This is a genomic window from Buttiauxella sp. A111, from assembly GCF_014189855.1.
GTDB classification, from domain to species: domain Bacteria; phylum Pseudomonadota; class Gammaproteobacteria; order Enterobacterales; family Enterobacteriaceae; genus Buttiauxella; species Buttiauxella selenatireducens.
In genome coordinates, this window is the sequence record NZ_BJFN01000001.1 from 1,072,468 (window position 1) to 1,094,189 (window position 21,722).

Annotated in this window: 21 protein-coding genes; 2 read left to right on the forward strand and 19 right to left on the reverse strand. The window is 51.5% G+C overall.

The window, feature by feature from the left end:
- Positions 1 to 19: 19 nt before the first annotated feature.
- From hisJ to pdxB, 12 genes are all read right to left on the reverse strand, one after another.
- Positions 20 to 802 carry a histidine ABC transporter substrate-binding protein HisJ gene (hisJ, locus tag BSPA111_RS04835; protein ID WP_183270031.1) on the reverse strand — a complete coding sequence of 261 codons (783 nt, stop codon included), beginning with the start codon at positions 800 to 802 and terminating at the stop codon, positions 20 to 22.
- A gap of 295 nt (positions 803 to 1,097) precedes the next feature.
- A complete protein-coding gene (gene argT / locus BSPA111_RS04840; protein WP_183270032.1) occupies positions 1,098 to 1,880 on the reverse strand; it encodes a lysine/arginine/ornithine ABC transporter substrate-binding protein ArgT in 783 nt (260 codons plus the stop codon).
- 298 nt (positions 1,881 to 2,178) lie between these two features.
- On the reverse strand, positions 2,179 to 2,748 hold the full coding sequence (locus tag BSPA111_RS04845; protein WP_183270033.1) for a UbiX family flavin prenyltransferase: 570 nt from the start codon (positions 2,746 to 2,748) through the stop codon (positions 2,179 to 2,181).
- 210 nt (positions 2,749 to 2,958) lie between these two features.
- Positions 2,959 to 4,476, reverse strand: a complete 1,518-nt coding sequence (gene purF, locus BSPA111_RS04850; protein ID WP_183270034.1) for an amidophosphoribosyltransferase — start codon at positions 4,474 to 4,476, stop codon at positions 2,959 to 2,961.
- A 39-nt stretch (positions 4,477 to 4,515) separates the two neighbouring features.
- Complete coding sequence (cvpA, locus tag BSPA111_RS04855) at positions 4,516 to 5,001, reverse strand: colicin V production protein (protein ID WP_120064052.1); 486 nt, start codon at positions 4,999 to 5,001, stop codon at positions 4,516 to 4,518.
- Between the two features lie 278 nt (positions 5,002 to 5,279).
- Positions 5,280 to 6,002, reverse strand: coding sequence for a cell division protein DedD (dedD, locus tag BSPA111_RS04860; RefSeq protein WP_183270035.1), 723 nt, complete (start codon positions 6,000 to 6,002; stop codon positions 5,280 to 5,282).
- The gene (gene folC / locus BSPA111_RS04865) at positions 5,992 to 7,260 is read right to left on the reverse strand and encodes a bifunctional tetrahydrofolate synthase/dihydrofolate synthase (RefSeq protein WP_183270036.1); all 1,269 of its coding nucleotides are present in this window, start codon (positions 7,258 to 7,260) and stop codon (positions 5,992 to 5,994) included. Before folC ends, dedD begins: the two co-directional genes overlap by 11 nt.
- A gap of 66 nt (positions 7,261 to 7,326) precedes the next feature.
- Positions 7,327 to 8,247: an acetyl-CoA carboxylase, carboxyltransferase subunit beta gene (gene accD / locus BSPA111_RS04870; protein ID WP_183270037.1), complete on the reverse strand. Its 921-nt coding sequence runs from the start codon at positions 8,245 to 8,247 to the stop codon at positions 7,327 to 7,329.
- Positions 8,248 to 8,385: 138 nt separating this feature from the next.
- Positions 8,386 to 9,045, reverse strand: coding sequence for a DedA family protein (locus BSPA111_RS04875; RefSeq protein ID WP_183270038.1), 660 nt, complete (start codon positions 9,043 to 9,045; stop codon positions 8,386 to 8,388).
- Positions 9,046 to 9,070: 25 nt separating this feature from the next.
- Positions 9,071 to 9,886 (reverse strand): tRNA pseudouridine(38-40) synthase TruA, encoded by an 816-nt coding sequence (gene truA / locus BSPA111_RS04880; RefSeq protein WP_183270039.1) that lies wholly within the window; start codon positions 9,884 to 9,886, stop codon positions 9,071 to 9,073.
- Positions 9,886 to 10,899 carry an aspartate-semialdehyde dehydrogenase gene (locus BSPA111_RS04885; protein ID WP_183270040.1) on the reverse strand — a complete coding sequence of 338 codons (1,014 nt, stop codon included), beginning with the start codon at positions 10,897 to 10,899 and terminating at the stop codon, positions 9,886 to 9,888. Before BSPA111_RS04885 ends, truA begins: the two co-directional genes overlap by 1 nt.
- A 70-nt stretch (positions 10,900 to 10,969) precedes the next feature.
- Positions 10,970 to 12,103 carry a 4-phosphoerythronate dehydrogenase PdxB gene (gene pdxB, locus BSPA111_RS04890; protein WP_183270041.1) on the reverse strand — a complete coding sequence of 378 codons (1,134 nt, stop codon included), beginning with the start codon at positions 12,101 to 12,103 and terminating at the stop codon, positions 10,970 to 10,972.
- 103 nt (positions 12,104 to 12,206) lie between these two features.
- Here pdxB and flk point away from each other — a divergent pair, with 103 nt between their 5' ends.
- Positions 12,207 to 13,211, forward strand: a complete 1,005-nt coding sequence (gene flk, locus BSPA111_RS04895; RefSeq protein WP_183270042.1) for a flagella biosynthesis regulator Flk — start codon at positions 12,207 to 12,209, stop codon at positions 13,209 to 13,211.
- 31 nt (positions 13,212 to 13,242) lie between these two features.
- On the opposite strand, the gene BSPA111_RS04900 is transcribed toward flk, so the two are convergent.
- Together BSPA111_RS04900 and fabB are read right to left on the reverse strand one after the other, a co-directional pair.
- Entirely contained in the window at positions 13,243 to 14,424 is a 1,182-nt protein-coding gene (locus BSPA111_RS04900) for an MFS transporter (protein WP_183270043.1), read from the reverse strand.
- 232 nt (positions 14,425 to 14,656) lie between these two features.
- Positions 14,657 to 15,874, reverse strand: coding sequence for a beta-ketoacyl-ACP synthase I (fabB, locus tag BSPA111_RS04905; protein ID WP_183270044.1), 1,218 nt, complete (start codon positions 15,872 to 15,874; stop codon positions 14,657 to 14,659).
- 157 nt (positions 15,875 to 16,031) lie between these two features.
- Here fabB and mnmC point away from each other — a divergent pair, with 157 nt between their 5' ends.
- Positions 16,032 to 18,032 (forward strand): bifunctional tRNA (5-methylaminomethyl-2-thiouridine)(34)-methyltransferase MnmD/FAD-dependent 5-carboxymethylaminomethyl-2-thiouridine(34) oxidoreductase MnmC, encoded by a 2,001-nt coding sequence (gene mnmC / locus BSPA111_RS04910; RefSeq protein WP_183270045.1) that lies wholly within the window; start codon positions 16,032 to 16,034, stop codon positions 18,030 to 18,032.
- 87 nt (positions 18,033 to 18,119) lie between these two features.
- Here the strand turns inward: mnmC and BSPA111_RS04915 are convergent, their stop codons facing one another.
- From BSPA111_RS04915 to aroC, 5 genes are read right to left on the reverse strand one after another with little or no spacing between them, the layout of a single operon-like run.
- Positions 18,120 to 18,395, reverse strand: a complete 276-nt coding sequence (locus BSPA111_RS04915) for a YfcL family protein (protein WP_183270046.1) — start codon at positions 18,393 to 18,395, stop codon at positions 18,120 to 18,122.
- Positions 18,396 to 18,422: 27 nt separating this feature from the next.
- Positions 18,423 to 18,968, reverse strand: coding sequence for an elongation factor P hydroxylase (locus BSPA111_RS04920; RefSeq protein ID WP_183270292.1), 546 nt, complete (start codon positions 18,966 to 18,968; stop codon positions 18,423 to 18,425).
- 16 nt (positions 18,969 to 18,984) lie between these two features.
- Positions 18,985 to 19,782, reverse strand: a complete 798-nt coding sequence (locus tag BSPA111_RS04925) for a sulfite exporter TauE/SafE family protein (protein ID WP_183270047.1) — start codon at positions 19,780 to 19,782, stop codon at positions 18,985 to 18,987.
- An 11-nt stretch (positions 19,783 to 19,793) separates the two neighbouring features.
- Positions 19,794 to 20,618 (reverse strand): penicillin-insensitive murein endopeptidase, encoded by an 825-nt coding sequence (gene mepA / locus BSPA111_RS04930; protein WP_183270048.1) that lies wholly within the window; start codon positions 20,616 to 20,618, stop codon positions 19,794 to 19,796.
- Between the two features lie 4 nt (positions 20,619 to 20,622).
- Entirely contained in the window at positions 20,623 to 21,708 is a 1,086-nt protein-coding gene (gene aroC, locus BSPA111_RS04935) for a chorismate synthase (protein WP_183270049.1), read from the reverse strand.
- Positions 21,709 to 21,722: the final 14 nt, after the last annotated feature.

Below are 21,722 nucleotides of genomic sequence, written 5' to 3' on the forward strand. Positions count from 1 at the left end.
GTTGAACCACTGGTGACTGTTAACCACCGTAAACATCGAAGTCGAAGTATTTCTTCGCCAACTTCTCGTAAGTTCCATCTTTACGCATCTCAGCAAATGCTTTGTTCAGCGCCTGGCGCAACTCAGTATCGTCTTTACGCAGACCCATACCGGTGCCTACACCAAACAATTTGTCGTCTTTAATGGACGGCCCACCAAACTGGTAATCCTTACCAACAGGTTGTTTCAGGAAGCCTTCGCTCGCAGCGACTTCATCCTGGAATGCAGCGTCAATACGGCCTGCGGTCAGGTCAGCGTAAATGGAATCCTGGCCCTGGTAAGAGACAATTTCGATGCCTTTAGGCGCCCAATGCTCATTACCGTAGGTTTCTTGTGTCGTACCTTGCAGAACACCAATGCGCTTGCCCTTCAGAGCCTCAAGCGTTGGCTGAACTGGGGATCCTTTTGCGACGACTAAACGCGAATCTGCTGCGTAAAGTTTGTCGGTGAAGGCAATTTCTTGTTGGCGTTTTTCAGTGATAGAAAGGGACGACATAATCGCGTCGATTTTTTTCGCTTTCAACGAGGGGATCAGCGCATCCAGTGGGTTTTCCACGAAGGTGCAGTTCGTTTCGATGCGTTTACAGAGTTCTTTAGCCAGATCGATATCAAAACCCACCAATTCCCCTTGGGCATTTTTCGATTCAAATGGGGCGTAAGTAGGGTCTGTACCAATGCGTAAATTCTTAGGAATAGCGGCGAAAGCGGTGGAAACACTGGAAAATGCCAGTACCAACGAAAGAGCGATGATCTGCTTGTTCATAATTATCCTCGAATAGACTGTTTTTATACGCGATTGCTTTTTAACCGGATAAAATTGCACGTTCCATGCCAATTTATGCATCTTAATATAGTGTTTTTTTGTTAGTCTGGCGCGCCAGAACGAGACGTCACAACAACTCGAAAAACCCACTGCACCAACAAGATGCAAGCGATACACCATTTTGGTGCGCCACTAAATATTTGCACCTTAAGAGTGCAATCGGCTTTGGTTATTTGCAATTCTATTCAGCCCGGCTGCATCAAAGCATAACCGGGCTACAGACTACGGGATAAACTTATTCACCGTAAACATTAAAATCGAAGTACTTCTTAGCAAATTTGTCGTAAGTACCGTCTTTACGCATATCTGCCAGCGCTTTGTTAAAGGCTTCTTTCAGCTCAACATCGTCTTTACGCAAGCCAATACCGGTACCATCACCAAAGTACTGTTTGTTTTTCACAGACGGGCCAGCAAACGCATAGTCTTTACCCGCAGGCAGTTTCAGGAAGCCTTCGCTAGCCGCAGTTTCATCCTGGAATGCGGCATCCAGTCGGCCAGCCGCCAGATCTGAATAAATCAGGTCCTGGTTGGCGTAAGCGACGACATCAATACCTTTTGCACGCCATTCAGCATTGGCAAACGCTTCCTGGGTTGAACCCTGCAACACACCGACGTGCTTGCCATTAAGTGACTCAAGCGTAGGTTTAACCGGAGAGCCTTTTACAGCGATTAAGCGGGAATCAGCGGCATAGAGTTTGTCTGAGAAGGCAATCTCTTGCTGGCGCTTTTCGGTGATAGACAGTGAGGAAATGATACCGTCGATTTTCTTCGCTTTAAGCGATGGAATCAGCGCATCAAAGTCGCTTGCGACCCACGTACATTTGGTATTGATGCGCTTACAGAGCTCATTGCCGAGATCAATATCGAAACCAACAAAATCCCCTTTTGCATCTTTAGAAGAAAACGGTGCGTATGTCGTGTCCGTACCAAGACGAAGGCTCTGTGGAATGGCTGCAAAGACGCTTGCGGTGGTGCTCAAGCCAAGCAGTAAGGACAGAGCGAGAACTTGCTTTTTCATACGTAACCCTCAATTTTGACTGATCTTATTATGTGTAATGTCGTGTTGTGTTTGTTCTATGCTGCTGATTCAGAGTTGCAGTTCTCATGCCACTTTTTTTTGCGTGAAAGAAAGTGTGCAGTTTCATGTTAAAAAATAGTTACAACTCTGTCATAGAAATGAAAGATAGCAGGTCTGGTCTGATGGAAAAGCATTAACGGTGGAAAATAGCGGATAAATGTTCTGGAAGTGATCGGGGTTACAAAAACGCCCCATTATGAGGCATTGGGTTTTGTGATGCACCACACTGGCACTGTGCTTATGCGCCAGTCCAGCGGGTGAACAGGTCTTGCGGTAGCTCAATATCAAACTGGTCGAGTACCCGATTAACCGTCTGATCGACAATATCCTGCACGCTCTGCGGGCGATGATAGAACGCAGGCATCGGCGGCATAATCACGGCTCCCAGTTCAGCTGCCTGCGTCATTAAGCGCAGATGACCCAGGTGCAACGGGGTTTCGCGCACGCAAAGAACCAAAGGGCGACGCTCTTTTAGCACCACGTCCGCCGCCCGCGTGAGCAGGCCATCTGTATAGCTGTGAACAATGCCAGAAAGGGTTTTGATTGAACAGGGCAATATGACCATGCCATGGGTCTTAAAAGAGCCTGAAGAAAGGCTGGCGGCGATATCACGGGCATCATGCACCACATCAGCCAACGCCTGGACTTCACGCAGGGACATATCGGTTTCCAGCGCAAGGGTTTGGCGAGCGGCATTGCTCATAATGAGGTGTGTTTCCACATCCGGTAATTGTTGCAGCACCTGAAGTAGTCGCACACCGTATGTTGCGCCACTGGCACCTGAAATCCCAACAATTAACCGTTTCATAATTTGCATTCGCCCGAGAAGTTTATCTGGGCTGACTTTGCCGTAAGATGGGCGGGGATGCAAGAAGTGCTGCCCTCCCCCCCAGGAGAGGGAGAAAACCGTTCTATCCTTCAGAAGAGGAAGAACACCGGGCTATTCCCTGTCTCAAAGAGAGGAAGAACACCGGACTATCCCCTCTCCTTCAAGGAGAGGGTTAGGGTGAGGATGGTTTTACCCTTCGTTATGCATCTCTAAATTTTCCACTTCATTTTGACGCTGAATGGCTTTCGAATCGTCATTACGCAGTGACTCAAGATACTCAAGATACTCGTGATCAACATCTTTGGTAACGTAGATGCCGTTGAACACGGAGCACTCAAACTGAGTGATGTCCGGGTTTTCAACGCGAACCGCTTCAATCAGATCGTCCAGATCCTGGAAAATCAAACCGTCGGCACCGATGAGCTGACGAATTTCATCCACTTCGCGGCCATGAGCAATCAGTTCGTTAGCGCTTGGCATATCAATGCCATACACGTTCGGGAAGCGAATTTCTGGCGCCGCTGACGCGAGGTATACTTTTTTCGCACCCGCTTCGCGAGCCATCTCGATAATCTGCTCAGAAGTCGTACCGCGAACGATAGAGTCATCCACCAGCAGCACATTCTTATCGCGGAACTCAGCACGGTTAGCATTGAGTTTACGACGCACAGATTTACGACGCAGCTGCTGGCCCGGCATGATAAAGGTACGGCCAACGTAGCGGTTTTTCACAAACCCCTGGCGATACGGCTTATCGAGAATGCGGGCGATTTCAAGCGCGATATCACAGGAAGTTTCTGGAATCGGGATAACCACATCGATATCCAAATCTTCCCACTCGCGAGCAATTTTCTCACCGAGTTTTTTACCCATCTCAACACGTGCGCTATACACGGAAATCTTGTCGATGAACGAGTCCGGACGGGCAAAGTAGACGTACTCGAACAAGCAAGGATTGCTGGTCGGGTTGTCGGCACACTGGCGTGTGAACAACTGCCCTTTCTCGGTGATATACACCGCTTCGCCAGGGGCGATATCACGCAGGAATTCGAAGCCCAGCGTATCAAGCGCCACGCTTTCGGAAGCCACCATATATTCGGTACGCCCATCGCCCAAATCGCGTTTACCCATCACCAGTGGACGGATGCCATTTGGATCGCGGAACGCCACCATCCCATGGCCAATGATCATTGCAACACAGGCATAAGCGCCGCGGATCTGGCGGTTAGTCGCAGCGATGGCGGCAAAAATGTTGTCGGCTTCCAACGGATAGTTGCGGAAGTTATCCAGCTCGCTGGCGAAAATATTGAGCAGAATTTCGGAATCAGAAGTGGTGTTAATGTGACGACGCTTTTCTTCGAACAGCTTTTGGCGCAGTTCGTGCGCGTTCGTCAGGTTACCGTTGTGTGCAAGGGTAATACCGTAAGGGGAGTTCACATAGAAAGGCTGGGCTTCAGAGGCACTTGAGCTACCCGCTGTAGGGTAACGCACATGGCCGATACCCATGTTTCCCTGCAAGCGTTGCATGTGAATGGCACCAAATACATCGCTCACCAGACCATTAGCTTTACGCAGACGAAAACAGTTTAAGGCATCAATGGTGACGATGCCTGCGGCATCCTGCCCACGGTGCTGAAGCACCGTTAACGCGTCATAAATCGACTGGTTGACCGGCATAAAACCGGCGATACCGACAATACCGCACATGTTGTCTTTTCCTCATTAAGCCACAACCCCCCGATACGATTACCGGGGTAAGAAACTTGACGAGCTTTGCAGATAGTCAAAGAACCATCTGATGATGAAACTGAATTGCGGGATAAGCTGCGACTTTTGCCAGTCGTCACTCTTCGAAAAACCAGTAAACGTATCAAGAAAGAACAGAATGGCGGCGACGATCAGCGCTCCACGTAAAGCACCGAAACAGATCCCCAACACCCTGTCTGTACCCGACAGGCCGGTTTTCTCAACCAGCGCGCTAATCACATAATTGACTATCGCACCGACGATGAGTGTCGCGATAAACAGTATCGCAATAGCTATTCCGTTTCGTACCAGTTCGTCTTCAAAGCCAGTGAACCAGACTGACAGGTAAGTGTAGTAATGACTGGCGACAAAGAAAGCACAACCCCAGGTTACAAGCGATAACGCTTCACGCACAAACCCACGAATAACGCTAATCAGAGCCGAAAAGCCGATAACTGCAATAATGGCGTAATCTATCCAGACCATGAACAAATCTCACGACAAATCGCCCTGACGTCCAGTTCGGGGCGCATTCTAACAGAAAAAGAAAACGTTTGCGTAGGGATTTCCTTCCCTCGCGTAAATAAATAATGGCGTTGAAAAAATGCTCAACGCCATTAAAAAAGTGCATATTTTGGCGGGCTTTGGGGCTAAAACAACCCTCACCCTAACCCTCTCCCTGAGGGAGAGGGAACTGTACGGTTTTCGCTCACCCCGCCCCTCTCCTGGGGGAGAGGGGCGGGGTGAGGGCAAAGAATGCCGCACTACCGCGCCGTGTAATTCATCACTACACCGTTTAGACCGGAAAGCGAATTCAGCTCACCTAATGAAGACTTGAGTTTGTCTTTCGAGACTTCCGGCCCGACCAGAATACGCGTGATTTTACCCTGTACTGGTGTTGACGGTGACGTGTAAACACGGAACCCTGCGCCGCGCAGTTTACCAACAATTTCATTAACTTTTTCGGCATTTTTCAATGCGCCGAGCTGTACGACATAGGCTTGCCCAGTCGGTGCCTTCTCAGCAGTTTCTTGCTTCGCTGGTTTTTCCGCGACTGGCGGTTCTTCGTTCATCATCGCCAGACGTTCTGCCGTTTGATCCGCAGCGGCTTTGCTCTGTGGTTTTTCTACCGGTTTTGGCTTCTCAACCACTGGCTTGGGTTTAGGCTGTTCACGGGTGACGGGAACTTCATCAATACCTGCACCACTGTCTCCAGGTAGTGAGGCGATATCCAGCCCTGGAGCGGTCGCTGTACCCGCACGCACCTCTTCAGCCGCACCTTCCGGTGGTTGTGAAGGGAGTGCCTGAGTCGCAGCAGGCAGCATATCAGGCTCATCGGTATCACCCGGTTTTGGAACCAGAGGAATAGCGGCAAACTCATCCTGATAATGCTTTTTCTGACCATCAAGCAGCCCTGGCAGGATAATGACCCCCAGTGCGACCAGAATAATGGTTCCGACTAATCGATTTTGAAACTTACTCGCCACCTGCTTTCTCCGCGTCCAGCGCTTCCATTACGTGGGCTACTGTATGAAATGAACCACACACCAGCACGGTATCATTTTCCGTTGCTGCCTTCATTGCAGCATACCAGGCCTGAGCCACAGTGTCGTAGACTTCACCCTGACCGAGATGTTCAATCAGCTGTTCAGCACTTGCACCGCGCGGCCCTTCTAACGGAGCACAATACCAGCTATCGACTTGAGGGGACAAATTTGCCAGCGTACCGGCGATATCTTTATCGTGTAACATACCGATGACAGCCAGCACGCGGCCACGTTTTGGCAATTCTGCCAGCCGCCCGGCAAGATAAGCAGCCGCATGAGGATTGTGCGCCACATCCAGAATAACCAATGGCGCTTGCGAAATAATCTGGAATCGCCCAGGTAAAGTCGCCTCTTTAATCCCTTGAATGATAGCGCCAATACTCACATTCAGCTCGCTTGCACGCAGTGCTGCCAATGCGGTTGCGGCATTCGGTTGAGGCACCAGTGGCAATGGTAATCCACTCAGTTCACCCAGCTTGTCTTTGAAGCTCCAGCTGTTCTCTTCAACGCGGTAAGACCAGTCCACACCACGACGCAGCAAATGCGCGCCTTTTTCAATCGCCACATCAGCGATTGTCAACGGCATATCCGGCTCTCCGACCACTGCAGGTTTTCCACCACGGAAGACACCGGCTTTCTCACGCCCGATACTTTCACGGTCTGGACCCAGCCAGTCGGTGTGATCAAGGGCGATGCTGGTGACGACGGCCACATCAGCATCGACAATATTGGTCGCATCCAGACGTCCGCCCAGACCCACTTCAAGAATGACCACATCAACCGCCATCTGCTTAAACAACAGCAACGCCGACAAGGTACTGTACTCGAAGTAGGTCAGCGAAGTTTCACCGCGCGCGGCTTCAATCTGAGCAAATGCCGCCGTATGGAAGGCCTCGTCCAACTCTTCGCTTTGGATGCGCACACGTTCGGTATAGCGCACAAGATGAGGTGAACTATAAACGCCGACGCTATAACCCGCCGCCATCAAGACTTTTTCCAGCGTACGACAGGTTGTCCCTTTCCCGTTGGTCCCCGCAACAGTAAACACCGTCGGCGCAGGTTTCAGTACATCGAGCGTCGCTGCAACTTTTTTGACACGGTCGAGGCCGAGCTCGATGGTTTTAGAATGGAGGTTTTCCAGATAACAAAGCCACGTGGCCAGGGGCGACGTGGCTTGAGGTGTTTGAGTTTTTTCCATGATGCCCGCTCTACGCTACGGTTCAAGAAAAAGGGCAGAACCTGTTCGGCCTGCCCTTATTAACAATCAGGCCTCGTGACCTTCTTCCGGTGCTTCCGGAACCACTATCGGTTCACGCGGCGTTTCCGGATTTGGCGCTGGCTGATTTGTCAGTTTTGCCAGAACGCTTGCCAGTTTCAGGCGCATTTCTGGACGACGAACGATCATGTCGATCGCCCCTTTTTCAATCAGGAACTCACTGCGCTGGAAACCTGGCGGCAGTTTTTCACGAACGGTTTGTTCGATAACACGCGGGCCTGCAAAGCCGATCAGGGCTTTTGGCTCAGCAATGTTGAGATCGCCAAGCATCGCAAAGCTTGCAGATACGCCACCCATCGTTGGGTCAGTCAGAACCGAAATATACGGCAGACCGCGTTCCTGCATTTTTGCCAGTGCTGCACTGGTTTTTGCCATCTGCATCAGCGACATCAGCGCTTCTTGCATACGTGCGCCACCAGAAGCGGAGAAACAGATCAGCGGGCAGTTGTCTTCCAGAGCCTGTTCAACGGCACGAACAAAGCGCGCGCCCACAACAGAACCCATAGAACCACCCATAAAGGCAAACTCAAATGCCACAGCAACAACAGGCATGTTATAGAGCGTACCTTTCATGACCACCAGCGCATCTTTCTCGCCAGTTTCTTTCTGGGCTGATGCCAGACGGTCTTTGTATTTTTTGGAGTCTTTAAACTTGAGAATATCTTTTGGCTCAAGTTCACTACCCAACTCAAACAGCGAACCTTCATCTAACAGGCTGTGCAAGCGATCGCGCGCAGACATGCGCATGTGATGATCACATTTTGGGCAGACTTCAAGATTGCGTTCCAGTTCTGCACGGTACAGAACCTGGCCACAGCTGTCGCATTTAGTCCACACCCCTTCAGGGATACTCGCCTTACGGGTAGGGGTAATATTGCTCTTATTGAGAATTCGTTCAATCCAGCTCATTGATGACCTTTCTGCTTGAACCTGGTCGATGCCAGTTTTTCTGTGGCAGTGTGACCTGCCCCAGACCATAAATGGTGCTCATTAAAACATAACGGCTCGCGACTTTGGATAAAAAAGTGGTCGAACCGCGCGATGGGGTTACTTTTGCAGGCGTTTGGCTGCACGTTTGTGGCGAATAATTTCAATTACGCCAGGCAAAATCGACAGCACGATAATCGCTACAATCAGTAATTTCAGGTTTTCCTGCACAATAGGCAAATCGCCAAACAGGTAACCTGCGTAGGTAAACAACAATACCCACAGCAACGCACCCGCTACGTTATACATCGCAAAATGACGATAGGACATATGCCCCATCCCTGCGACAAACGGTGCGAAGGTTCGCACAATCGGTACGAAGCGCGCGAGGATAATCGTTTTTCCGCCATGACGCTCGTAAAAAGCGTGGGTTTTATCAAGATAACTGCGGCGGAAGATTTTTGAATCCGGGTTGCTGAAGAGTTTTTCACCAAACAGCCGTCCGATAGTGTAGTTTACGGCGTCGCCCACAATAGCGGCAATCACCATTAAAATCACCATGGTATGCACGTTCAGATCGTTTGTTGGCAATGCAGCCAGCGCACCCGCCACAAACAGCAAGGAATCGCCTGGCAAAAACGGCGTGACGACCAGACCCGTTTCGCAAAACAGAATCAAAAACAGAATGGCATAAACCCAGACACCATACTGCGCAACCAACTCCGCCAAATGCACATCAATATGCAAAATAAAATCAATAATGAAGCGGATAAATTCCATCGTTATTTACCTGTCTCGGCTGGCGTCAGTCTGCCAAAAATAGTGGCCCCATCGGGGGTTTAGGCAATGCAAAATGTTCAGGGTAATCAACAGAAACTAAGTACAAGCCTTCTGCTTTTCCGGTCGCGGCAGCCAATTTACGATCTTTCGCCGCCAGCAACTCTGCCATCCAGTTTTCGTCTTTATTACCACAACCGATTTCCATCAAGCTGCCAACAATGTTGCGCACCATATGATGCACGAACGCGTTCGCTTTGATGTCTACCACGACGTACGAGCCATAACGGGTCACGGTAATGTGCATCAGGTAGCGCCAGGGCGTACGCGACTGACACTGCACAGCACGGAACGAAGTAAAATCATTCTCGCCCAACAAACACTGTGCTGCACGGTGCATACGGTCGGCGTCCAGAGGGTGATAGAAATGTGTCACCCCCTGCCCCATGACTGCAGGTCGTAGCCGCTCGTTATAGATGACATAACGGTAACGACGCGCCGTGGCGCTGAACCGGGCATGAAAATCGTCCGGTACAGCTTTCACCCAACGCACCGCGATGTCTCCAGGTAAATTCGCATTTGCCCCGAGCGTCCACGCTGCATCTTTACGCTGAACACGTGTTTCAAAGTGCACAACCTGGCCGGTCGCATGTACACCTGCGTCGGTACGACCGGCGCAGAACACACTAATCGGCTCATCCGCCACTTTAGAGAGCGCTTTTTCAAGCTTCTCCTGCACGCTGCGCACTTCGTTCTGGCGCTGCCAGCCGTAATATTTGCTGCCGTCGTACTCAATGCCGAGTGCAATCTTATGAAGCGGGGTCTCGATCAACTCGTCGGACATTAGTACATATACTCCTGCACTAATTTTTCAGCCGTTTTCACCGCCATCAGTGCGCCACCGAAACGGACGTTATCAGCCACAGACCAGAATTGGATCTGCTCCGGCATTCCGTAGTCATTGTGGATACAGCCAATGGAAAGATGCGCGCTACCCGAAGCATCAGAAACCTGAGTTGGATACAGCCCTTCTTCAGACACTTCAATGTCTTCAAACTGACCAAACGCATCACGCGCTTCTTCAGCAGCCAGCGGGCGCATCGCTTCGAAGTTCACCATTTGCGCGTGGCCGTAGAACACTGGAGCCTGAACCATGCTCGCAGAAATCATCACGCCTTCATCCTGCAGCACTTTACGCACTTCGTTCACCAGGCGACGTTCAGCACGAACGCTGCCTTCAGCGTCTGGAACTAATGGCAGCATGTTGAAGGCCAACTGGCGACCAAACAAATCTTCTTCTTCGATTGGCAAACCGTTTAGCAAGCGAGCACTCTGCCCAGCTAACGCATCGACCGCACTTTTCCCACGACCAGAAGCCGCCAGTAAATTAGTCACCTGAATACGTGACAAACCACCTTGTTCAATCAGCGGCTTCAGCGCGGTCAGCAACTGGCTGGTCAGGCTGTCGGCAACGGCAACCAGGTTACGATTGCGATATTCACCCAATACGAATGGGTTCACATCAGGCACCACCAACGGCACATCATGCTCCATGGCAAACAGGCCGCTTGAGTCAATCACCAGGCAACCGGCGTTGGTGGCTTCTTCGGCGAAACGCGCCGAAGCTTCAACACCGGCGACGAAGAACGCGAGCTGAACCTGAGTCCAGTCAAATGATTCAGCATCCTGAACCATCACGGTTTTGCCTTCATAACGAATGTTTTCACCTGCGCTTTCACTGCGCGCCAGGGCATACAATTCACCAACCGGGAACTGGCGTTCGGCAAGCAGTTCAATCACAGCTGCGCCTACGGCACCCGTGGCACCTAAAACGGCAATATTCCAGCCTTCAGACATGTTGGTTTACTCCAGACTTAATAAAACAGTATCCCACCGGATTTCAGTCCGGTGGGACAAAAGAATAGGGTTAGCGAGGAGTATGAACCGCGCTAAAACCGAGTTTTTGCAGTGTTTGTGCCGCAGTTTCATCATCACACTGAATATGTAGTGACGACCATTCACGGCGTTCCAGGTAGTTTTTGCGTAGCTTGTCAAACTCACCAGGAATCCCTGCGACTTTACGCAACGGGGCATCATCGCGGCGCACATCATACACCAGATGAACCAGTCTTTTGAGTGTCGGCTGATCGAGCGGACCATGCAGAGTAATAGCGCCAAATTCGGGAGCAGGCAGCAAAGTGTCTAAAGCCACTTTTTGTTTCTGACCAATAAACTCACTGAATGCTTCAAAGACCTGAGTGGTGCCACGCGCTTTGCCTTCCAGCGTGTAACCTGCGATGTGCGCAGTACCAATGTCAACGTTATCGAGTAACGCCACATTGAGCTCAGGCTCTGGCTCCCAGACATCCAACACCACACTCAGATCCTGCCCTTTCTCAAGGCATTTCAGCAACGCGGCGTTATCGACCACCGGGCCACGGCAGGCGTTAATCAGAATAGTGCCAGGCTTGAGGCTGGAGATCAGTTTTTCGTCGGCAAGATGCAGCGACTTGTACGGGCCGTCTTTGAACAATGGCGTATGGAACGTCAGCACATCCGCTTCGCGCACCAGGGTTTCCAGCGACTGGAAATCACCTTCATCGCCGCGATCCGCACGAGGAGGATCGCACAGCAGTGTCCGAACGCCGAAAGCTTCCAGACGAGCCTGCAAACGTGAACCGACGTTGCCGACGCCGACAATACCCACCGTGCGGTCTGTCAGGTGGAAACCATCACGTTCAGCTAACATTAGCAGTGAAGAAAAGACATACTCGACAACAGCGATAGCGTTACACCCTGGAGCTGCTGAAAAAGCAATGCCCGCGTGGGCAAGGTAGTTTTCGTCAACGTGGTCAGTACCCGCCGTTGCCGTACCTACAAACTTAATCCCCTTACCTTCGAGTAAATCAGCATTCACTTTGGTGACCGAACGCACCATTAACGCATCGGCATCCGCCAGTTCGGAGACTGGAATCGGGCGGCCTGGCACTGCAGTTACATCGCCCAGGCGACTAAACAATTCACGTGCATAGGGCATATTTTCGTCAACGAGGATTTTCACGTTACGCTACCTGTCTGTTAATCGTCGAGAATAAGCCTGATAGTGTGCCATAATCTGGCGTCCTGGCATACTTGAGCCGGGGATCGATAAAGGATTTTAGACTATGCAACCCATTCAGGGGGTGACAGCGCACCCTCCGGGGGAACCCCCCTCCACACCTTCAGCGGCCGGCGAACTTCCGCTTTCCACTCAGCAACGTACCGTACTGGAACGTCTGGTCACGCGCCTTGTTGCACTCAGTCAGCAACAAAGTGCCGAAGTGTGGGCGGGACTCAAGCATGATCTCGGGCTAAAAAGTGAAACGCCTTTATTATCGCGTCACTTTCCAGCGGCTGAACAAAATCTCAATCAGCGTCTGGGCAATGCCCAAACCACTCACGCCAACCGCCAGGTCGTTCAGCAACTTAGCGAGCTTCTGCCTCAGGGCAATAATCGCCAGGCCGTTAGCGACTATATTCGCCAGCAATTTGGCCAGAGCGCACTGAGCCAACTCACGCCAGAGCAATTAAAAAGCGTCCTGACGTTATTACAAAATAACCAGTTGGCGATTCCGCAACCGCAACAGCGCCAGGCGACCGATCGCCCGCTGCTTCCGGCTGAACATAACGCGTTAAATAAACAAGTTGCTAAACTGGCTGCCGCGACGGGCGAGTCTGGAAAGCTAATCTGGCAGTCGATGCTTGAGCTGTCTGGGGTTAAAACGGGCGATCTGATCCCAGCCAAACACTTCACTTTGCTGACCACATGGCTCCAGGCGCGTCAAACATTGAGCCAGCAGCATACGCCGACACTGCATACTCTCCAGGCCGCGCTTAAACAGCCACTGGAACCTGCTGAATGGAAAGAAATTACCGATTATTCCCTGCAGCGTTTTCAAGCGACACCTCAGACATTACTGACCACCGCGCAGGTGCAGGATATCTTGAATCAGGTGTTTTTGAAGCGGGCGGAACGCCTGCCAGCTGCGCTTGAGGTTCATCATGTTCACCCCATCGCCAGCCCAATATTGTCGCCGTTTATCGAGCCGATGAAGTTGATCAGTGCTCACCCAGGGATGGCCTTTGTCGCATTGATTGTGGTGATGATTTTACTGTGGATAGTGATATAGCAGATTGCCACCCCGCAAAGGGTGGCAAAGATCACTTGCGAAAAGCGATCAGCGTAACAATGATGCCCACTACCGCGGATATCGCCCCTGCTAAAAACACCGAAGGATAACCCATTGATGTCGCTAATAATCCCGTCAACGGGCCAGCGACGCCGTAAGAGATATCCTGAAACGCAGCATAGCCGCCCAGTGCTGTACCACGCACTTGTGCCGGAACGCGTTTTACCACTTCAACCCCGAGCGCCGGGAATATCAGTGAACAACCGCAACCCGTGAGTGCCGCCCCCATTAACGCAATGCCCGCCCCTGGTGCTTGCCATAACAACACTAACCCAACAGCTTCTATTACCAGTGAAACCAGTGCCACACGCACGCCGCCAAATCGGTCAGGCATCCAGCCAAAAAACACACGCATCAGGACAAAAGCACCACCAAATGCGGTGAGTGTGAAACCGGCCCAGGCCCAGCCATTGGCTGCAAAGTAGAGCGAAACAAACGTGCCAATAACGGCAAAACCCACGCCCTGCAACGCCAGACCCAATCCTGGTTTCCAGATAAGCCCAATGACCGCAAACAGCGACGGACGATCACCTTTATGCGCTGGAACGGCGCGAACACGGCCATTGAATGCCCAGGCTACCAATGGCAACGCAATAGTCGATACACCCAGCGCAACAAACCCCCAGTGGCTATTCAACAGTAACCCCAGAGGCGCGCCGGCCGCTAATGCGCCATAAATCGCCATCCCATTCCAGGACATCACTTTACCTGAACGCGCCGGGCCAACGAGCCCCATACCCCAGGTGAGATTGCCGGTAAGCAGTTGGCTTTCACCAAAACCAAGAATCAAACGACCGACAATCAGCAAACCGAATTTCGCCATCGCATCAACAGGCAACAACGCCGCCAGCAGATAAGCGACGCCCGCGAATGCGCAGGCGCACATTCCCTGCAAAGTCGAACGCTTCGCACCTTGCTGATCGGCCAATCGCCCTGCGTAACCACGCGTTAAAACCGTTGCGAGGAATTGAATCCCAACAGCGATCCCCACCATGGTGTTGCCATAGCCGAGTTGGTTGTGAACAAAAAGTGGGATAACTGGCAGCGGCAAGCCAACAGTCATATAAGTGAGAAACACCGCAAAGGTGATGTTAAATAAAGACTTATTTTCTGATCGGCTATTTTTTAGCTGAGAATCAATCAATGCAGACATACTGCTTACTCCATTTATTGCAGAGTAAGGCGAGGAAACCACCACGCCCTTTCCCTCTGAACGTTCAGATTAAAGGTGCGTTGGTTGACGTTGAACGCTTACGCATTATCAAAATGATAATGTTGAGGCGTGAATAGTGCCTTCGGTGATTGATACTGTCAATAATTGTAAACAGCAAAAAAAACGGGGCGCCATTGGCACCCCGTTAGGATCTATCACTTTCTGCGATAAATTAAGCAGTAACTTTACGCATCACCAGAGTGGCGTTAGTTCCACCGAAACCGAAGCTGTTAGACATCACAGTGTTCAGTTTGCGCTCGGTCGTTTCAGTCACGATGTTCAGACCAGCAGCCTGCTCATCCAACACTTCAATGTTAATGCTTGGCGCGATGAAACCGTGCTCCAGCATCAGCAGAGAGTAGATAGCCTCCTGAACGCCTGCGGCACCCAGAGAGTGACCCGTCATCGCTTTGGTCGCGGACATTGCTGGTGAGTTATTACCGAAGACTTCCTTGATTGCGCCCAGTTCTTTCACATCGCCAACCGGCGTAGAAGTCCCGTGGGTATTCAGGTAGTCAATCGGTGTATCAACACCGTGCATTGCCATCTTCATGCAACGCACCGCGCCTTCACCTGATGGAGCAACCATGTCTGCGCCATCGGACGTTGCGCCGTAGCCAACGATTTCAGCGTAGATGTGCGCGCCACGAGCCAGAGCGTGCTCCAGTTCTTCAACCACAACCATACCGCCGCCGCCTGCGATAACGAAACCGTCACGGTTTGCATCGTAAGTACGGGAAGCTTTAGTCGGGTCTTCGTTGTATTTAGTAGACAGTGCGCCCATTGCATCGAACTCACAGGCCATTTCCCAGCACAGCTCTTCGCCGCCGCCAGCAAATACGATGTCCTGCTTGCCCAATTGAATCTGCTCAACAGCGTTACCGATACAGTGCGCAGAAGTCGCACAGGCGGAGCTGATGGAGTAGTTCACACCGTGAATTTTGAACGGAGTCGCGAGGCATGCGGAAACCGCAGAACCCATCGCTTTGGTCACAACGTAAGGACCCACCGCTTTCAGGCCGCGCGGGCTACGCATTGCGTCTGCACCGAACACCTGAGATTTAGAAGAACCACCTGAACCTGCAATCAGGCCAACACGCGGGTTGCTTTGATAAACTTCTTCTTTCAAACCAGCATCTTCAATAGCTTGCTGCATTGAAAGGTAAGCATAGACAGAGGCATCGTTCATGAAACGGACCACTTTACGGTCAATCAGGCCGGTGGTGTCCAGTTTAACGTTACCCCACACGTGGCTGCGCATTCCAGAATCTTTGAATTCTTGAGAGAAAGTGATCCCCGGGCGACCTTCACGCAGAGATGCCAGGACTTCCTGCTGGTTGTTACCGATGCTGGAAACAATGCCCAGACCAGTAATCACTGCACGTTTCATTCAATACCTCTTCTACTGCACGGTTTAGGATTTCGACAGGCACAATAGCGTACACTTGTACGCCGAACAAGTCCGATCAGACAAATCGGCCTGAAATTTGCGCCGCTTCGCACACATCGTTACTATCCTTTCACTGCCTGCCAGACGAGTAACTTACGTGAAACACGCCCCAATACAACCAGCCAATCTGGGCTTTAACGAAGAAGGTACACCTGTATCCCGAGAGTTCGACGATGTGTACTTCTCTAATGATAATGGACTGGAGGAAACTCGTTATGTCTTTCTGGGTGGAAACCGCCTGTTAGAACGATTTTCCACTCACGATCGCTCGCTGTTTATCGTTGGTGAAAGCGGTTTTGGTACGGGACTTAACTTCCTGACGTTATGGGAAGCTTTTGCTGATTTCGTCCAAAAAGAGCCAGATGCCACCCTCCAGCGCCTGCACTTTATTAGTTTTGAAAAATTCCCGCTTACGGCGGATGATTTACGCGCCGCCCATGCCCATTGGCCTGAACTGGCACCATTTGCTGAGCAATTACAGCAACAATGGCCATTGCCGATAGCCGGTTGTCATCGTCTTTTGCTGGATGAAGGGCGCATTACATTAGACCTGTGGTTTGGGGATATTAACGAACTCATCCCCCAATTAGATGACACATTAAATCATCAGGTTGATGCCTGGTTCCTCGATGGCTTCGCCCCCTCGAAAAACCCAGATATGTGGACGCCGCAGCTATTTAACGCAATGGCAAGACTGGCTCGTAATGGCGGCACGCTGGCCACATTTACCTCCGCTGGATTTGTCCGTCGGGGCCTTATTGACGCCGGTTTCACGATGACTAAAAGCAAAGGCTTTGGTCGCAAGCGGGAAATGCTCACAGGTATTTTAGAAAATGCACTGGAAACCGCTGCACGCGCGCCGTGGTACGCCCGCCCTGCCGCGCAAGGTAAAGAGGTCGCCATCATTGGCGGTGGCGTTGCCAGCGCCCTGCTCTCTCTGGCGTTACTACGCCGTGGATGGCAAGTCACCTTGTATTGCGAGGATGAAGCCCCGGCACTGGGTGCCTCCGGTAATCGTCAGGGCGCACTTTATCCATTGCTGAATACGCACGACGCCGCGCTGGCAACCTTTTTCAGTGCCGCTTTTACCTTTGCCCGTCGCTTGTATGACTCACTGCCCCTCGAATTTGACCATGACTGGTGCGGCGTCACGCAATTAGGTTGGGATGAAAAAAGTCAGCATAAAATTGAGCAAATGCTGAGTCTCGAATTACCGGATGCGCTCGCACACGCGGTCGATGCACAAAGCGTGGCTCAACAATGTGGTGTGGAAATCGGTTATGGCGGCGTAACTTACCCGCTCGGTGGCTGGTTATGTCCGGCTCAACTCACCGCAGGCGTGCTGTCACTCGCAGAAAAGATGGGGCTAAAAACGCATTACCAGCATCGGGTGGAAAACCTGACACTGACTCCGGATACATGGCAGTTGTCGTTTACAGAACACGCACCGCAGCAACATGCAGCAGTGGTGTTAGCCAACGGTTACAAAATCAATAAGTTCTCGCAAACCGAGAAAATGCCGATTTCCGCTGTGGGCGGCCAGGTCAGCCATATTCCGACGACGCCAACGCTCTCGGCATTACGCCAGGTATTGTGTTACGACGGTTATCTGACGCCACAAAACCCGAAGAATCAGCAACATTGCATCGGTGCAAGCTATCATCGTGGCGTGGAAGAGATGCGCTATAACGATGAAGATCAGCAACATAACCGTCAGCGTTTAATTAACTGCCTGCCGGAAGTGCAATGGCCGCAAGAAGTGGATGTTTCCTCCGGAGAAGCACGTTGCGGTGTACGCTGTGCATCACGCGATCATATGCCAATGATTGGCTCCGTTCCTGACTACAACGCCACACTTGAAGCGTATGCAACGCTTGTTGAAAACCGTGAAAATGCCATAACTGCACCGGTTTATCCGAATTTGTTTATGCTGGTGGCACTCGGTTCGAGGGGGCTTTGCAGCGCGCCACTGGCAGCAGAGATTCTGGCAGCACAAATGAGCGATGAGCCTGTCCCAATGGATAGCGAAACACTAGCGGCGTTAAATCCTAATCGATTTTGGGTGCGGAAGTTACTGAAGGGAAGAGAAGTGAAATAAGGGGTGTCGGATGTCGCTTACGCTAATCCGACCTACGATAAAACAGTTGTCGGGTGGATTAGCGTAAGCGACATCCACCACGGGCAACTAAAACTGCGCTTTCTGGTACAAATTATCCCACATCCCCAGCACTAAAGACTGGTCGCGCGGAGAAAGCTCACCCGCTTGAATAGCTTTCTCCAGGCTATTTGACACCGCTGTGTGAAGCGCATCCGGGCTGTGGTCTTCACCGTGTTCCAGGTCCGCTACCGCCAGAGTCAGGTGGCCACGCAGATAACCGCTGGCAAACAGTTCGTCATCACTGGCTGTCTCAACCATCTCATCAATTAGCGCCAGAATGCGTGTCTCAAATTCCGCGATCATCGTACTTCCTCTTTTTTCTGCAGGTAATTAGTTCAAATCTTCCGGCCACGGAAACTGCTCCGCTGCCAGCGGCGGCGTTTTATAAAACGCTCGCAACGCTTCAATCAATTTTGCCGTACGCGCCGGGATGCCCTCTTGCAGGTAAATCATTACCTGCGCATGAACCCGGCGTTGGAATGCAATCCTGTCCGGGTCAACATCCCCGCTCAGGTTGTCGCAACTCACATTGAACGGGAAATTTGCCGCCATGCACAGTAACCATTCCTGCGCCTGCGGTTTAACTTCCACATCTTCGAACTGACTCTGTGTTGCGGCATCACGCCCGTCCGGGCAATACCAATAACCAAAATCCACCTGTTCACGGCGAGCTTTACCCGCGATGAGCCAGTGAGAAATCTCATGCATTCCGCTGGCGTAATAGCCATGAGCGAACACTACGCGGTGATAAGGTATTTCCTCATCTGCTGGAAGATAGATCGGTTCGTCGTCGCCTTTAATCAGACGTGTATTAAATTCGTCTTTAAAGCAGTTATCGAAAATGTCGATAAGTTCCTGATAATGGTGTTCTGTCATCGTTGCTGTTGTCATCTTAAGCTACCCCCAACCACTGGAGGATCTCCGTTCCATGGCTATCAAATAAGAGTTTGGCACTCATCACCGCCGAGACAATAACAATCATCGGACGGATCAGCTTTTGCCCTTTACTCAGTACCAGACGCGATCCCATACGCGCCCCTAAAAACTGCCCAATCATCATCACAAAGCCGGTTCCCCAAATCACTTTCCCACCGATGATAAACAACAGCAGACCACCCAAATTGGATGTCGCGTTTAACACTTTGGCGTGAGCGGTAGATTTGGCAAGATTAAAACCGCAGAGGGTGACAAATGCCAGCGCATAGAACGAACCCGCACCAGGGCCGAAGAAACCGTCGTAGAACCCGACGCAACCACCCGCGACCAACGCAAATGGCAGGCCATATAAACGGCGCTGTCTGTCCTCTTCGCCGAGTTTTGGCATCAGCAAAAAATAGAGGCCGATACCGATAACCAACACGGGCAGGATTTGCCGTAGCACGTCGGACTGCACATGCTGAACCAGTAATGCCCCACTGGTTGAACCGATGAAGGTCATCAGAATATTGAGTTTCTGATCCTTCAAATTCACCACTTTTTGACGAACAAAGTAGATAGACGCTGAAACCGAACCACCGCACGCCTGGAGCTTATTGGTTGCCAACGCCTGAGCGGGTGACATCCCTGTTGCCAATAACGCTGGGATAGTTAACAAACCACCACCACCCGCCAGTGCATCAATGAACCCCGCCAGTAGTGCTACAAAAAACAGCACCACCAGCATCAGGGGGGAAACCATAAACCATTCCATTAGCTCATCCGTTAGAGAACATGCTCATCAAGTAAAGCCTGACAAGAGGCCGGTATTGGGGGAGGTGTTTTTTTCTTCGATGGCGTGCTGCCCGGTGCTGGTGGCGCAAACCAACTTTGTAGTTCTGCACCACAACCGTCGCCAGGCGGCGGTAGCGGTTGATCTTCACACTCAAGGCTATCTGCCGGGCAACGCAGGCGGACATGCATATGTGCACGATGCGCAAACCACGGGCGGACTTTACGCAGCCAGTCACGATCGGCCCCGGCATCCAGACACAGTTGTTGTTTAATCGCCGGGTTGACGAAGATGCGCGTCACATCATTATCTTTCGCAGCAAGTTTAATCAGACTGCTGATTTCAGGCTGCCACAAACTCGGCACCACATGCTGATTATCGCTGCCGACTAAATCCAGTGCTTGTGGTTTAAGGAGCTGGGCTGAGGTCCAACGCGTTTTAGGAAGTTGCAAGAAGATGTCCACGTCCAGCCCGCTTTGGTGGCTGGCATGACCGCTGTTAAAACGCCCACCCGCCGCCATGCCCATATCACCAATCAGCACGGTACCCAAGCCAAGTTGTGTCGACTGATTGCTGAGGCGCTGGATAAACGACACTAAATCAGGATGCCCGAAATAGCGACGTTGGTCCTGTCTCATCACCTGGTAACGGGGATCATTGAGCGGTAACTCGTGGGCTCCAACGATACAACCGTTAGAAAAAGCACCGATAGATTGCGGGCTACCCGCAATCGGATGACTAATTTTCTGCCACGGTGTCGCAGCAAAAGTAGCGGCGCTAGCCAGTAATGCCAGCAGCCCCACGAGCGTTTTTTTCATCGCATTACCAGCGCGGTAAAGGGAAAGTAACATCAGCATTTTGAGCACGCTGACGCAGCATATGGTCCATCAAAACAATCGCCAGCATCGCTTCGGCAATCGGCACGGCACGAATACCCACACAAGGATCGTGGCGGCCACGCGTTACCATCTCCACTTCTTCGCCTTCGCGATTGATGGTGCGGCCCGGAACCATGATGCTGGACGTTGGCTTCAGCGCCATATTTGCAACAATTTGCTGGCCACTGCTGATGCCACCCAGAATGCCGCCAGCGTGATTGCTCTGGAAGCCTTCTTTGGTAATTTCATCGCGGTTCTGGCTGCCACGCAGGTTAACTACGCCAAAACCATCGCCGATTTCCACGCCTTTCACCGCGTTGATACTCATCAACGCATGGGCAATATCGGCATCCAGGCGGTCGAACACTGGCTCGCCAAGACCTGGCGGCACATTATCTGCTACCACAGTGACTTTTGCACCGATAGAATCGCCGTCTTTTTTGAGCGCGCGCATCAGTTCGTCAAGAATTTCGATTTTATCGGGATCGGGACAGAAGAATGGGTTCTGCTCAACGTGTTCCCAGTCTTTAATTTCCAGCGGCACATCACCCATCTGCGTCAGACAGCCACGAATAATAATGCCGTATTTATGCGCCAGATATTTTTTAGCGATAGCCCCAGCGGCCACACGCATTGCGGTTTCACGCGCGGAAGAACGGCCACCGCCACGGTAATCGCGCAGGCCATATTTTTGTTCGTAGGTGTAATCAGCGTGTCCAGGACGGAACACATCTTTAATCGCACTGTAGTCTTGTGAGCGCTGATCGGTGTTTTCAATTAGCAAACCGATGCTCGTACCCGTGGTCACCCCTTCGAATACACCGGAAAGGATCTTCACCTGATCAGGTTCACGACGTTGCGTGGTGTAACGGGAAGTGCCTGGACGGCGGCGGTCGAGATCGTGTTGTAAATCGGCTTCGGTCAGCGGAATGCCTGGCGGCACACCATCCACGATACAACCCAACGCCACACCGTGAGACTCACCAAATGTCGTTACGCGAAATACTTGTCCAATAGAGTTTCCAGCCATCTTCTTTCCGTTAT

What these genes read in the sequence shown, in the direction of transcription:
- BSPA111_RS04915 (WP_183270046.1), bottom strand. Translation starts at nt 18,395, where the DNA reads ATGATCGCGGAATTTGAGACACGCATTCTGGCGCTAATTGATGAGATG.
- BSPA111_RS04845 (WP_183270033.1), bottom strand. Translation starts at nt 2,748, where the DNA reads ATGAAACGGTTAATTGTTGGGATTTCAGGTGCCAGTGGCGCAACATAC.
- folC (WP_183270036.1), bottom strand. Translation starts at nt 7,260, where the DNA reads ATGGAAAAAACTCAAACACCTCAAGCCACGTCGCCCCTGGCCACGTGG.
- aroC (WP_183270049.1), bottom strand. Translation starts at nt 21,708, where the DNA reads ATGGCTGGAAACTCTATTGGACAAGTATTTCGCGTAACGACATTTGGT.
- BSPA111_RS04875 (WP_183270038.1), bottom strand. Translation starts at nt 9,045, where the DNA reads ATGGAATTTATCCGCTTCATTATTGATTTTATTTTGCATATTGATGTG.
- flk (WP_183270042.1), top strand. Translation starts at nt 12,207, where the DNA reads ATGCAACCCATTCAGGGGGTGACAGCGCACCCTCCGGGGGAACCCCCC.
- fabB (WP_183270044.1), bottom strand. Translation starts at nt 15,874, where the DNA reads ATGAAACGTGCAGTGATTACTGGTCTGGGCATTGTTTCCAGCATCGGT.
- accD (WP_183270037.1), bottom strand. Translation starts at nt 8,247, where the DNA reads ATGAGCTGGATTGAACGAATTCTCAATAAGAGCAATATTACCCCTACC.
- cvpA (WP_120064052.1), bottom strand. Translation starts at nt 5,001, where the DNA reads ATGGTCTGGATAGATTACGCCATTATTGCAGTTATCGGCTTTTCGGCT.
- BSPA111_RS04900 (WP_183270043.1), bottom strand. Translation starts at nt 14,424, where the DNA reads ATGTCTGCATTGATTGATTCTCAGCTAAAAAATAGCCGATCAGAAAAT.
- BSPA111_RS04925 (WP_183270047.1), bottom strand. Translation starts at nt 19,782, where the DNA reads ATGGAATGGTTTATGGTTTCCCCCCTGATGCTGGTGGTGCTGTTTTTT.
- BSPA111_RS04885 (WP_183270040.1), bottom strand. Translation starts at nt 10,899, where the DNA reads ATGTCTGAAGGCTGGAATATTGCCGTTTTAGGTGCCACGGGTGCCGTA.
- truA (WP_183270039.1), bottom strand. Translation starts at nt 9,886, where the DNA reads ATGTCCGACGAGTTGATCGAGACCCCGCTTCATAAGATTGCACTCGGC.
- purF (WP_183270034.1), bottom strand. Translation starts at nt 4,476, where the DNA reads ATGTGCGGTATTGTCGGTATCGCCGGTTTTATGCCGGTCAACCAGTCG.
- BSPA111_RS04920 (WP_183270292.1), bottom strand. Translation starts at nt 18,968, where the DNA reads ATGACAGAACACCATTATCAGGAACTTATCGACATTTTCGATAACTGC.
- argT (WP_183270032.1), bottom strand. Translation starts at nt 1,880, where the DNA reads ATGAAAAAGCAAGTTCTCGCTCTGTCCTTACTGCTTGGCTTGAGCACC.
- hisJ (WP_183270031.1), bottom strand. Translation starts at nt 802, where the DNA reads ATGAACAAGCAGATCATCGCTCTTTCGTTGGTACTGGCATTTTCCAGT.
- mepA (WP_183270048.1), bottom strand. Translation starts at nt 20,618, where the DNA reads ATGAAAAAAACGCTCGTGGGGCTGCTGGCATTACTGGCTAGCGCCGCT.